11 protein-coding genes are annotated in these 12,496 nt (G+C 62.4%); 10 read left to right on the plus strand and 1 reads right to left on the minus strand.

Annotated elements, in window-relative coordinates; genetic code table 11:
* Positions 1 to 143: 143 nt before the first annotated feature.
* The 8 genes from phnL to phnE (AC6I7J_RS07525) all read left to right on the plus strand — a co-directional run bounded on the left by phnL (position 144) and on the right by phnE (AC6I7J_RS07525) (position 7,159).
* Positions 144 to 848 carry a phosphonate C-P lyase system protein PhnL gene (phnL, locus tag AC6I7J_RS07490; RefSeq protein ID WP_021509801.1) on the plus strand — a complete coding sequence of 235 codons (705 nt, stop codon included), beginning with the start codon at positions 144 to 146 and terminating at the stop codon, positions 846 to 848.
* On the plus strand, positions 845 to 1,981 hold the full coding sequence (phnM, locus tag AC6I7J_RS07495) for an alpha-D-ribose 1-methylphosphonate 5-triphosphate diphosphatase (protein WP_021509802.1): 1,137 nt from the start codon (positions 845 to 847) through the stop codon (positions 1,979 to 1,981). Before phnL ends, phnM begins: the two co-directional genes overlap by 4 nt.
* Complete coding sequence (phnN, locus tag AC6I7J_RS07500) at positions 1,981 to 2,517, plus strand: ribose 1,5-bisphosphokinase (protein WP_104188816.1); 537 nt, start codon at positions 1,981 to 1,983, stop codon at positions 2,515 to 2,517. The genes phnM and phnN overlap by 1 nt, the downstream gene beginning before the upstream one ends.
* Positions 2,514 to 3,284: a phosphonate metabolism protein PhnP gene (phnP, locus tag AC6I7J_RS07505; protein ID WP_498007062.1), complete on the plus strand. Its 771-nt coding sequence runs from the start codon at positions 2,514 to 2,516 to the stop codon at positions 3,282 to 3,284. The genes phnN and phnP overlap by 4 nt, the downstream gene beginning before the upstream one ends.
* Positions 3,285 to 3,364: 80 nt before the next feature.
* A complete protein-coding gene (phnC, locus tag AC6I7J_RS07510; protein WP_021509805.1) occupies positions 3,365 to 4,192 on the plus strand; it encodes a phosphonate ABC transporter ATP-binding protein in 828 nt (275 codons plus the stop codon).
* Positions 4,193 to 4,218: 26 nt separating this feature from the next.
* Positions 4,219 to 5,148 carry a phosphonate ABC transporter substrate-binding protein gene (gene phnD, locus AC6I7J_RS07515; RefSeq protein WP_031280167.1) on the plus strand — a complete coding sequence of 310 codons (930 nt, stop codon included), beginning with the start codon at positions 4,219 to 4,221 and terminating at the stop codon, positions 5,146 to 5,148.
* A gap of 266 nt (positions 5,149 to 5,414) precedes the next feature.
* A complete protein-coding gene (gene phnE, locus AC6I7J_RS07520; RefSeq protein ID WP_058782066.1) occupies positions 5,415 to 6,278 on the plus strand; it encodes a phosphonate ABC transporter, permease protein PhnE in 864 nt (287 codons plus the stop codon).
* On the plus strand, positions 6,275 to 7,159 hold the full coding sequence (phnE, locus tag AC6I7J_RS07525) for a phosphonate ABC transporter, permease protein PhnE (RefSeq protein ID WP_498007063.1): 885 nt from the start codon (positions 6,275 to 6,277) through the stop codon (positions 7,157 to 7,159). The genes phnE (AC6I7J_RS07520) and phnE (AC6I7J_RS07525) overlap by 4 nt, the downstream gene beginning before the upstream one ends.
* Here phnE (AC6I7J_RS07525) and AC6I7J_RS07530 read toward each other — a convergent pair.
* Entirely contained in the window at positions 7,113 to 9,698 is a 2,586-nt protein-coding gene (locus AC6I7J_RS07530) for an ATP-binding protein (RefSeq protein WP_058757356.1), read from the minus strand. The two genes, phnE (AC6I7J_RS07525) and AC6I7J_RS07530, sit on opposite strands and share 47 nt — an antisense overlap.
* Before the next feature lie 144 nt (positions 9,699 to 9,842).
* On the opposite strand from AC6I7J_RS07530, the gene AC6I7J_RS07535 reads away from it, so the two are divergent.
* Together AC6I7J_RS07535 and AC6I7J_RS07540 are read left to right on the plus strand one after the other, a co-directional pair.
* Positions 9,843 to 11,348: a sugar ABC transporter ATP-binding protein gene (locus tag AC6I7J_RS07535; protein ID WP_059012350.1), complete on the plus strand. Its 1,506-nt coding sequence runs from the start codon at positions 9,843 to 9,845 to the stop codon at positions 11,346 to 11,348.
* Positions 11,349 to 11,358: 10 nt separating this feature from the next.
* Positions 11,359 to 12,342 (plus strand): ABC transporter permease subunit, encoded by a 984-nt coding sequence (locus AC6I7J_RS07540; protein ID WP_021509811.1) that lies wholly within the window; start codon positions 11,359 to 11,361, stop codon positions 12,340 to 12,342.
* The last annotated feature ends 154 nt before the right edge of the window (positions 12,343 to 12,496 follow it).

The following is a 12,496-nucleotide window of genomic DNA, read 5'->3' on the forward strand; positions in this document are numbered from 1 at the left end:
GCGCACTACTCATGAGGTGTGCACCAATCGTAGCGGCGCAATTTATTGCGCTCAGTTGAACAGCGAGCGTTGCTGTTAAATGCGCGATAAATCGCGCCGCTACGGTTACGTGCGGCTGCACGAATCATTATCAGGACATCAACATGCAACCCATTTTGCGCGTAGAGAATCTCAGCAAAACCTTTGTGCTGCACAACCAGAACAGCGCCGAGCTGCCGGTGCTGCAGCACGCCAGCCTTGAAGTGGCCGCCGGCGAATGCGTGGTGCTGCACGGGCGCTCCGGCAGCGGTAAATCCACGCTGCTGCGTGCGCTGTACGGTAACTATCAGGCCAACAGCGGTCACATCTGGCTGCAGCATCACGGCCAGTGGGTCGATCTGGCACAGGCACCGGCGCGTCAGATGCTGGCGATCCGCCGTGACACCGTCGGCTGGGTCAGCCAGTTTCTGCGCGTGATTCCGCGCGTACCGACGCTGGAGATTGTCATGCAGCCGCTGCTGGAGCGCGGCGTCGAACGCGCCCGCTGTGAACAGCGCGCCCGCGAACTGCTGACGCGTCTTAACGTGCCGCAGCGCCTGTGGTCGCTGGCCCCCTCGACCTTCTCCGGCGGGGAACAGCAGCGCGTCAACATCGCACGCGGCTTTATCGCTGACTATCCGGTGCTGCTGCTGGATGAACCCACAGCGTCACTCGACAGCGCTAACAGCGCGGCGGTGGTGGAGCTGATTGAACAGGCGCGCGCCCGCGGGGCCGCTATCGTAGGTATTTTCCATGACGAAGCGGTGCGCGCCCGGGTGGCCGACCGCCTGCACGTCATGCAGCCGCTGCACACAGGAGAACAGGCATGATCGTGAATAATGTCCGGCTGGTGCTGGAAAATGAGGTCGTCAGCGGATCGCTGGAGATGCGCGGTGGCCGGATCGCCAGCTTCAGCGACAGCGGCAGTCAGCAGCCGGGCGCGCTGGACGGCGGAAACGCGTTTTTGCTGCCGGGGCTGGTCGAACTGCATACCGACAATCTCGATAAATTCTTTACGCCACGGCCCAAAGTCGACTGGCCGGCGCATTCGGCGATGAGCAGTCACGATGCACTGATGGTCGCCAGCGGCATCACTACGGTGCTGGACGCCATCGGCGTCGGTGACGTGCGCGACGGCGGTCATCGCCTCGAAAACCTGAGCAAAATGATTACGGCGATTCAGGACAGCAACCGCAAGGGCATCAACCGCGCCGACCACCAGCTGCACCTGCGCTGTGAGCTGCCGCACCACACTACGCTGCCGCTGTTTGAAGCGCTGATGAGCACCCCGGAGCTGTCGCTGGTGTCACTGATGGATCATTCACCCGGCCAGCGCCAGTATGCGTCGCTGGAGATGTACCGCACCTACTATCAGGGCAAATATCAGCTCAACGATGAGCAGATGGATCAGTTTGAGCGCGAACAGCTGGCGCTGGCTGCCGAATTCTCCACGCCGAACCGCAACGCCATCGCTGGCCTGTGCCAGGCGCGCGGTATTCCGGTTGCCAGCCACGATGATGCCACGGCGGCGCATGTCGCGGAGTCACACGCGGTGGGCAGCGCCATTGCCGAGTTTCCCACCACGCTGGAAGCGGCTCGCGCCTCGCGCGACTGCGGTATGCGGGTGCTGATGGGCGCGCCCAACATCGTGCGCGGCGGATCGCACTCCGGCAATGTCGCGGCGTGGCAGCTGGCCAGCCACGGCCTGCTGGACATCCTCTCGTCGGATTACTATCCGGCCAGCCTGCTGGATGCGGTATTCCGCCTGGTGGCCGACGAGCGTAATGCGCTGACGCTACCGCAGGCGGCGGCGCTGGTCACGCGCAACCCGGCACAGGCGATTGGCCTGCACGATCGCGGCACGATTGCGGAAGGGCTGCGCGCCGATCTGGTGCTGGCACACACCGATCACGGTCATGTGCACATTCGCCACGTCTGGTCACAGGGCAGGCTGGTGTTCTGATGGCGCGCCTCATCTGGCTGACCGGGCCCTCGGGCTCGGGTAAAGACAGCCTGCTAAACGCGCTGCGCGAGGCGCCGCCGGACAAGCTGGTGATCGCCCATCGCTATATCACGCGGCCGGCCGATGCCGGCGGTGAAAACCACGTGGCGCTGAGCGAAGCCGAATTCCGTCGGCGTGAAGCGCTCGGCCTGTTCGCCATCAGCTGGCGCGCACACGGCCTGAGCTACGCGCTCGGCGAGGAGATTGACCACTGGCTGGCGCGCGGTCTTAACGTGCTGGTCAACGGTTCACGTCTGCATCTGCCAGTCGTGCGCCAGCACTACGGCGAGCAGCTGCTGCCGCTGGTGCTGCAGGTCTCGCCAGCCGTACTGGCGGCACGGCTGCGCCAGCGCGGGCGCGAAAGTGAAGCCGACATTCAGCGACGGCTGGCGCGCGCAGCAGAACCGCTGCCTGCCCACTGCCACGCGCTCAACAACGACGGCGCGCTGATCGACACGCTCCATCAGCTGCGCCAGTTACTGGAGCATCCGCCATGAATCTGACCTTTCTCGGTACGGGCGGCGTGCAGGCCGCGCCGCTGTTTGGCTGCGACTGTCGCGCCTGTGAACGCGCCCGGCTGCAGCCGCGCTATGCGCGTCACGCCACCAGCGCGCTGATCGACACCGGCCGCGAGCGCATCCTGCTCGATGCCGGTCTGCCCGATCTGCATCAGCGCTTCCAGCCCGGTGAGTTGAGCCGCATTCTGCTGACGCATTTCCACATGGATCACGTGGCCGGCCTGTTCAGTCTGCGCTGGGGCCGGGGCGCGTCGATTCCGGTGTGGGCGCCACCGGATGAAAAGGGCTGCGACGATCTGTTTAAGCATCCCGGCCTGCTGGCGTTTCGCCCGGCGCTGACGCCTTTTGTCGCGCACAGCTTCGGCGCCCTGCAGGTGACGGCGCTGCCACTGCAGCATTCGCGGCTGACTTACGGCTACCTCTTCGACTGGCATGGCACGCGGCTGGCGTGGCTGTGCGACACCTGTGGTTTGCCGCCGGACACCGCCGATTTCCTGCAGGGCCAGCCGCTCGATCAGCTGGTGATCGATTGTAACGATGCGCCGCGCGCCGCGGTGGGTAATCACAACGACGTTACCCGCGCACTGGACATCGTGGCCCGGCTGGCTCCGCGCCAGGCATGGCTGGTGCACCTGTCACATGAGATGGATAACTGGTTGCTGGACAATGGGTTACCGGAAAACGTCAGCGTACCGTTCGATGCCCAGCAGATTGCTGTCGGTTTGCGCGACGCTGTCACCGTTTAATCATGGTTCTGTCATCAGACCTTCATCGCCAGTGTCCGTAATAACGGGCAATCAACACCTCAGAAGAGATGGAGCGCAACATGGCACAGGCACTACTCAAAACCGTCGTCGACAATGCACATCCTGCCCAGCGCCATGGCGACAAGGTGCTGTCGGTGCAGGGGCTGTGCAAAGCCTTCGGTGATAACCGAGTGCTGGATGATGTCAGTTTCGATCTGCATGCGGGCGAGCTGGTGGCGGTAATCGGCCGCTCGGGCGCAGGCAAATCGACCCTGCTGCATATGCTGAACGGCACCATTGCCAGCAGCGAAGGCGCGATTCTCAGCATGCGTCACGGCGAGGCGGACCGCGATGTGGTGACGCTCAACAGCCGGCAGATGCGCGAATGGCGCAGCGAGTGCGGCATGATCTTTCAGGACTTCTGCCTGGTGCCGCGCCTCGACGTGCTGACCAACGTGCTGCTGGGCCGGCTCAGCCAGACCTCAACGCTGAAATCCTTTTTCAAAATCTTCTCCGACACCGACCGTGCGCAGGCGATTGAACTGCTGCAGTGGATGAACATGCTGCCGCAGGCGCTGCAGCGGGCGGAGAATCTGTCCGGCGGCCAGATGCAGCGCGTCGCCATCTGCCGCGCGCTGATGCAGCGCCCGAAAATCCTGCTGGCCGACGAGCCGGTGGCGTCGCTCGATCCCAAAAATACCAAACGCATCATGGATGTGCTGCGCCAGGTGAGCGAGCAGGGCATCAGCGTGATGGTCAACCTGCACTCGATTGAACTGGTGCAGCAGTATTGCACCCGGGTGATCGGCATCCAGCGCGGCAAAGTGCTGTTTGACGGCCATCCCGCTCAGTTGACCGACAGCCTGCTGCATGCGCTGTACGGCGACGAAATTAACCAGCTCCACTAACTCCCACGGCAAGAGAAAATCTCACAATGAAACTGACTGCTTTAGCTTTACTGACAGGCGCTCTGATGGCTTTTGGCGTTAACGCAGCGGATGCACCGAAACAGCTGAACCTGGGAATTCTGGGCGGGCAGAACGCCACCCAGCAGATTGGCGATAACCAGTGTGTGAAAACCTTCTTCGACAAAGAGCTGGGCGTGGATACGCAGCTGCGCAACTCGTCTGACTATGCCGGCGTGATTCAGGGGCTGCTGGGCAATAAGATCGATATGGTGCTGAGCATGTCGCCAGCGTCTTACGCCTCGGTCTATCTGCAAAACCCGAAGGCCGTGGATATCGTCGGTATCGTGGTGGACGACAAAGATGGCTCGAAAGGTTACCACTCGGTGGTGATCGTCAAAGCCGACAGCCCGTATAAGAAGCTGGAAGATCTGAAAGGTAAATCGTTTGGCATGGCCGATCCGGATTCCACCTCCGGCTTCCTGATGCCGAATCAGGCCTTTAAGAAAGAGTTTGGCGGTACGGTGGATGATAAGTACAACAACACTTTCTCCAGCGTGACGTTTTCCGGTGGCCACGAGCAGGACATCCTCGGCGTGCTGAACGGCCAGTTCGACGGCGCGGTGACCTGGACGTCGCTGATTGGCGATTACAACAGTGGCTACACCTCGGGGGCCTTTGGTCGTCTGATTCGTATGGATCACCCGGATCTGATGAAGCAGATCCGCATCATCTGGCAGTCGCCGCTGATTCCTAACGGCCCGATTCTGGTGAGTAATAACCTGCCCGCTGACTTCAAAGCGAAAGTGGTGGCCGCTATCAAGAAGTTGGATAAAGAAGATCACAGCTGCTTTGTTAAAGCGGTGGGCGGTGCCCAGCACATCGGCGCCGCCAGCGTCGCGGATTACCAGAATATCATCGATATGAAGCGCGACCTGATGAAGGGTGCACGCGGGTAACGAGCGGGTGGCTTCGTGCGGTTTTTCCCTCACCCCAGCCCTCTCCCGGGGGAAGAGGGGGCCGCACGAGCTACCGGACAATTCCCTCGCCGCTGGCAGGAGAGGGGGCCGCACGAGCCGGCATTGTTTACCGGACAATTTCCTCGCCGCTGGCGGGAGATGATGGGGTACGGGCCTGCATCATACTGCTGGACAATTCCCTCTCCCGCTGGCGGGAGAGGGTTAGGGTGAGGGCAATCCCTCGCCATCAACAAAGGATCTCTCCCTTGACCGATTTCGAACACTACTACCAACGTATTCGCCGCCAGCAAAAGCGCGACACGCTGCTGTGGTCGCTGCTGCTGGTGGCGCTTTATCTCGCGGCCGGCAACGTGGCGGAATTCAACCTGGTCACGGTCTGGCAATCGCTGCCACACTTTTTTGACTACATCGGCGAAACGCTGCCGGTGCTGCACCTGCCGCTGCTGTTCGCGGACGTCAAAACCGAAGGTTCGCTGGCTTACTGGGGCTACCGCCTGCACTTTCAGCTGCCGCTGATCTGGGAAACCCTGCAGCTGGCGCTGTCCTCCACCCTGATTGCAGTGCTGATCGCCGCCGTGCTGGCGTTTTTCGCCGCTGATAACACCCAGACGCCGCGCAGCCTGCGCATGGCGATTCGCGCCTTTGTTGCCTTCCTGCGTACCATGCCGGAGCTGGCGTGGGCGGTAATGTTCGTGATGGCGTTCGGCATCGGCGCTATCCCCGGCTTTCTGGCGCTGGCGCTGCACACCATCGGCAGTCTGACCAAACTGTTCTACGAATCGATTGAGAGTGCCTCCGATAAACCGGTGCGCGGTCTCGCCGCCTGTGGTGCCAGCAAGCTGCAGCGTATGCGCTTCGCCTTCTGGCCGCAGGTGAAACCGACCTTTCTCTCCTACAGCTTTATGCGGCTGGAAATTAACTTCCGCTCCTCCACCATCCTCGGGCTGGTGGGCGCGGGTGGCATCGGTCAGGAGCTGATGACCAACATCAAACTGGATCGCTACGATCAGGTCAGCATGACGCTGCTGCTGATCATCGTGGTGGTGTCGCTGCTGGATACGCTATCCGGCTGGCTGCGCCGCCGTGTGGTAGAAGGAGACGTAAAATGATCGCCTTAGCGCCCGACGTGGCGAAACTGAAACAGCAGCACGCTGCACTGTTTGCCGCGCAAAACCGTTATCTGCGGCGCATCGCGCTGATTGCGCTGGCGCTGGTGCTCTACTATCTGTTCTTCTTCAGCGTGTTCGGCATCGACTGGCAGCGCTTTGTCATCGGCTGCCAGCAGCTCGGAAGCTATTTCCTGCGCATGTTCGTCTGGCAGGATTTCGTCAACTGGCCGTTTGGCTACTATTTCTCGCAGGTCGGCATCACGCTGGCTATCGTGTTTGCCGGCACGCTCACCGCCACCGTCATCGCGCTACCGGTCTCCTTTCTGGCGGCGCGCAATGTGATGCACGATCCGCTGATGCGGCCGATATCGCTGCTGGTGCGCCGGCTGCTGGATGTGCTGCGCGGCATCGACATGGCCATCTGGGGATTGATCTTCGTGCGGGCGGTAGGCATGGGGCCGCTGGCCGGGGTGCTGGCGATTGTGATGCAGGACATCGGCCTGCTGGGCAAGCTGTATGCCGAAGGGCATGAAGCGGTTGAACGCTCACCCAGTCGCGGCCTGAGCGCAGTGGGGGCCAACAGCCTGCAAAAACACCGTTACGGCATTTTTACCCAATCGTTTCCCACCTTTCTCGCGCTGAGTCTGTATCAGATTGAGTCCAACACCCGCTCGGCGGCGGTGCTGGGCTTTGTCGGCGCCGGTGGCGTCGGGCTGGTCTACGCCGAAAACATGCGCCTGTGGAACTGGGATGTGGTGATGTTCCTGACCGTGATTCTGGTGGTGGTGGTGATGGTGATGGACGCCATCTCCAGCCGGCTGCGTAAACGCTACATCACCGGGAAAGGGGTGCCGCTGTGGCAGCCTGCCGCGCGCGACTGAGCCGTTCGCTGCGCTGCCAGGCGCGCTCCAGTGCCTGCACCAGCTGCGCCTGCTGCCAGGGTTTCGCCAGCCGTTCACACAGCGGCAGCGTCACCGGCGTCTGGCGCAGATCCTGACCGCTGATCAGCAGGGTGGCCAGTTGTGGCCACTGCTGCTGCGCCTGACGAATCACATCCGCACCGTTCAGGGCGCCCGGCAGCATCAGATCACTGATCAGCAGATCGATATCCGGCGTCTGGCGCAGCAGCGTCAGCGCACTCTCGCCGTCAGCACACTCCAGCGTCAGATAACCCAGCTGATGCAGATGTTCGCACAGCGTCTGGCGCACCGCCGGCTCGTCATCCAGCACCAGTATCAGGCGATCGCGGCTGGCACGCGGCGTCAGCACCGGCGCGCTCACCAGCGGTTGCGCGGCTTCCGGCGCGCGCGGCAGCAGCAGACGCACCGTGGTGCCCTGGCCCGGCGCGGTCTCCAGTTCGATCTGTCCGCCGGACTGGCGCACAAATCCGTACACCATCGACAGCCCCAGCCCGCTGCCGCTGCCGGTGGCTTTGGTGGTAAAGAAGGGTTCAAACACCTGTTCCCGCACCTCGGCGGACATGCCGCAGCCGTGGTCAATCACTTCAATGGTGACGCGGTCGCGCTTGCCATCGGCCTCCTGAATCCGCTGATTCCAGATGCGCAGGCGGATCTCGCCGCTCTGGCGCTCCATGGCATCGCGCGCGTTCACTACCAGATTCATCAGGGCGTTCTCCAGCTGGCCGGCATCAATCCACGCCGGCCAGCCGGGGCGCTGCGCATCCACCACCAGATGCTGGCCGGGCAGCAGGGAGTGCTGCAGCAGCGACTGCAGATTTTCCACCAGTTCCACCACTGCAACGGCACGCGGATAAAGTGCCTGTTTGCGTGAGAAGGCCAGCAGGCGCTGCGTCAGCTGAGCGGCGCGATCGGCGGCCAGCCGCGCGCGCTCAATGCGGCTGGCCAGCGTGCCGGGCGGCAGCTGATCGACGGTCAGCGCCAGGCTGCCGATGATCACCGCCAGCAAATTATTGAAATCGTGCGCCAGGCCGCCGGTCAGCTGACCGACCGCTTTCATCTTCTGGCTGTGCAGCAGCGCCGCTTCCAGCGCCTTACGCGAGGTGCGCTCCAGCACCGTGTTGACCATGCCGCGCCGCGGCACCGGGCTGAAGCGCAGTTCCAGCGTGCGGCCATCCGGCAACCTGACTTCCTGCGCGTCGTGCAGGCTGCTGAGCTGCACATCGACGCGATCGAGCAAACGCTGATAGTGCATGCCGCGATGCAGCTCGCGCGGCGCGAAGCCCAGCAGTTCGGCGTACTGCGCATTCCACACCACCAGCTGACCGCTGTTATCAAACAGCGCGAAGCCGTCGCGCATGGCGAGGAAGGTCGATTCCAGCTGGTTACTTTTCTCTTTTAGTAGCTGCGAGGTGTGCGCCAGCGAAGCGGTGTTGCGGGCGAACACGTTAAAGGCGCGCGCCAGATCGCCCAGCTCATCGCGCCGTGCCAGGCCGGGCACGCTGACGCTTTTCTCCCCCTGCGCCAGCCGCGTCATGGCGTGCGCGATGGCGGTAAGGCTGGAACCGAGATTGCGGTAGATGTAGTAACCGGCGTAACCGGTAATCAGCAGCGCCAGTAACATAAACAGACCGATGAAACCGATGATTGAATCCAGTTCCTGATGGGCGGTGGCGCTGCGCGCATCGCTCTGCTGCGCTACCAGCTGAACGTAGTGGGTGATGTCTTCGTTGAGCATCGCCACCAGCGCCTTGATGCGATACGTGGCGTAGGCGATGGCGATGTCACTCTGCTCCAGCTGACCGGCCACCGGCAGCAGCTGCTGGCTGGTGCTGACCAGCCGCGCGCGCTGCATCGCCAGCACGCCCTGCAGCGGCAGCGCAGACCAGATCGGCAGCACGCTGTTCAGCTGTTGCACTGCGGCCTGCGGCGTGGCGGACTGAATTGCCACGGTTAACAGCGCGGCCGTCTGCTGGCGCAGCGGCAGAAACGCGCCGTCGCTGGCCAGCAGGTCGATACGGTTGAGCAGCAACTGCGCCTGCCACAGGCCGCTGAGCATCACGTTACGCTGTAAATGGCGCTGATGCCCCTCCAGCAGCAGCTGGCTGATGCTTTGCTCCAGCATCTGGCTGCGCTCGCGGATGCGTGCCAGCAGCGCCGGCTGCTGTGCGGCCAGCGGCGCGCTGGCCAGCTGACTCAGCGACTGCTGCAGCGCCTGCTGGGTCTGCTGCAGACGCGCCGATTCGCTCTGGTATTCGAGCGCGCCCACCACCTGCGCCAGCCGCACCGCGGCGATAGCGACGTTAGCGGTATCCCGCGCCAGCGCCAGGCTGCCGTTCATGTCGGCCAGCGTTTGCGCCTGTGCCTGCTCCTGAATGTGACCGGCGTGGCGAAAACCGAAAATAGCCACCAGGCTCACCGCCAGCGTAACGCTCACCACCAGCAGGTTAAACATCAGCAGGCGCCCGCGCGCGCCGGCGTGCCAGTGCAGACTGTGACTCATTGCTGCCGCTCCTCACCGCTCAACTCCGGCGAGTATAGAAGCGCGGCCGGAGCGCAATATGACAAATATGAACGGCGTCTGACATTTTCCATTTATCTGGCGTTGCTTAACTCGCGGCTATCCACTGGCAGCAGGAGCCTGAAGATGGCGGCGACACCGATATTAGAAATGCGGGCAATTACCCGGCGCTTCGGCAGCTTCTATGCGCTGAAAGGCGTCGACCTGACGGTCTGGCCGGGTGAAGTGCACGCGCTGATGGGCGAAAACGGTGCCGGTAAAAGTACCTTAATGAAGATTCTGGCCGGCGCGTATACCGCCAGCAGCGGGGAAATTCTTATCGATGGTCAACCCTACGCCATCAGGGGCCCGAAAGAGGCGCTGGCGGCAGGGATCACCCTGATTTATCAGGAAATCAACCTGGCACCGAATCTGACGGTGGCGGAAAACATCTTTCTCGGCAGTGAGATTTCCCGTGGCGGGCTGGTGAAGCGTCGCCAGATGGCGGAAGAAGCGCAGCAGGTGATTAACCGCCTTGGCGCGCAGTTCAGCGCCACCGATCTGGTGAGCCGCCTGAGCATCGCCGAGCAGCAGCAGGTGGAAATTGCCCGCGCGCTGCATCGCAACAGCCGCATCCTGGTGATGGACGAACCCACCGCAGCGCTCTCGAATCGCGAAACCGAACAGCTGTTTGCGCTGATCAAACGCCTGCGCAGCGAAGGCATGGCGATCATCTACATCAGCCACCGCATGGCAGAAGTGTATGAACTCTCCGATCGCGTCAGCGTGCTGCGCGACGGCCAGTACGTTGGCAGCCTGACGCGCGAACAGCTGAACGCCAGCGAACTGGTGCGCATGATGGTTGGCCGTCCGCTCAGCGATCTGTTCAACAAAGACCGCGCCATTACCTTCGGCGAAATCCGCCTGGCGGTAAATCATCTGACCGACAACCGCAAAGTGCATCCCAGCAGCCTGGCGGTCCGTGCCGGGGAGATTGTCGGGCTGGCCGGGCTGGTCGGCGCCGGCCGCAGCGAGCTGGCGCAGCTGATTTTTGGCGTGCATCAGCCAGCCGGCGGGGAAATCTGGATCGACGGGGAAAAAGTGCAGATTCACTCGCCGCGAGACGCCATTGCGCGCGGCATCGGTTTCCTGACCGAAAACCGCAAAGAGCAGGGGCTGTTTCTGGAACTGGCGGCGCAGGAAAACATCGTGATGGCCACACTTGAGCGTGATGCCAGCTACGGCCTGCTTAACCGGCGCAAAGGGCAGAAAATCGCCAGCGAGGCGATTCAATCGCTGAATATCCGCGTGCCGCACGCCCAGGTGCGCGCTGGCGGTTTATCCGGCGGCAACCAGCAGAAGCTGCTGATTTCGCGCTGGGTATCGATAGCGCCGCGCATCCTGATTCTGGATGAGCCGACGCGCGGCGTAGATGTCGGCGCCAAGAGTGAAATCTACCGCATGATGAACCAGATGGCGCAGCAGGGCGTGGCGATTTTGATGATCTCCAGCGAGCTGCCGGAAGTGGTGGGCATGAGCGACCGGGTGTACGTGATGCGCGAAGGCACCATCGCCGGCGAGCTGAGCGGCGAGCAGATTAGCCAGGAAAACATAATGACACTGGCCACCGGCGCGCAGCCGGTCCAGGCCTGAGGAGACGGGAATGACCAGTGAAACCGCACGCGTAAAAAGTCCAACGCTAAAACGTGCGTTGATGAGTGACCTGCTGCAAACCGTGGGTATCTTGCCGATTCTGATCCTGATCGTGGCGGTATTTGGCTTTGTCGCCCCGAACTTTTTTACCGAAGCTAACCTGCTGAATATCACGCGTCAGGCCTCCATCAACATTGTGCTGGCGGCGGGCATGACGTTTGTCATTCTCACCGGCGGTATTGACCTGTCGGTTGGCTCAATGCTGGGCACCACGGCGGTGGTGGCGATGGTGGTGTCGCTCGATCCGGCGTTTGCCGGGCTGACCATCCCCGCCGCGCTCGGAGCCGGGCTGATCATGGGGCTGTTCAACGGCATTCTGGTCGCCTGGGCGGGCCTGCCGCCGTTTATCGTCACGCTGGGCACCTATACCGCGCTGCGCGGGGCGGCCTATCTGCTGGCTAACGGCACCACGGTGATTAACTCGGATATCAACTTTGAGTGGATAGGCAACGGTTATCTCGGCCCGATCCCGTGGCTGATTATCATTGCCTTTGCGGTGATTGCGCTGTGCTGGTTTATTTTGCGCCGCACCACGCTTGGCGTGCATATCTATGCGGTGGGCGGCAACATGCAGGCAGCGCGCCTGACCGGTATTAAAGTCGGCGCGGTACTGGTGTTCGTCTACGCCATGAGCGGCCTGCTGTCCGGGCTGGGTGGCCTGATGAGCGCATCGCGTTTGTACAGCGCTAACGGCAACCTCGGCGTGGGCTATGAGCTGGACGCGATCGCCGCGGTGATTCTGGGCGGGACCAGCTTTGTCGGCGGCATTGGCACCATTACCGGCACGCTGATTGGCGCGCTGATTATCGCCACGCTGAACAACGGCATGACGCTGATGGGCGTGTCGTACTTCTGGCAGCTGGTGATTAAGGGCGGGGTGATCATCATTGCGGTGCTGATCGATAAGTACCGTACGCGGCATCACGTGGGGTGAGGGGCGGGCGCTGGCTTTGGCCCTCACCCCAACCCTCTCCCGCTTGCGGGAGAGGGGGCTGTCCGGAGGGAAGATTTAGAAAACAAGTGCTTCACCTGAACACCACGCAGAACGGTTCCCTCTCTCGCTCGCGGGAGAGGGGGCAGCCCGGAGC

It is taken from the genome of Type-C symbiont of Plautia stali (assembly GCF_059730935.1).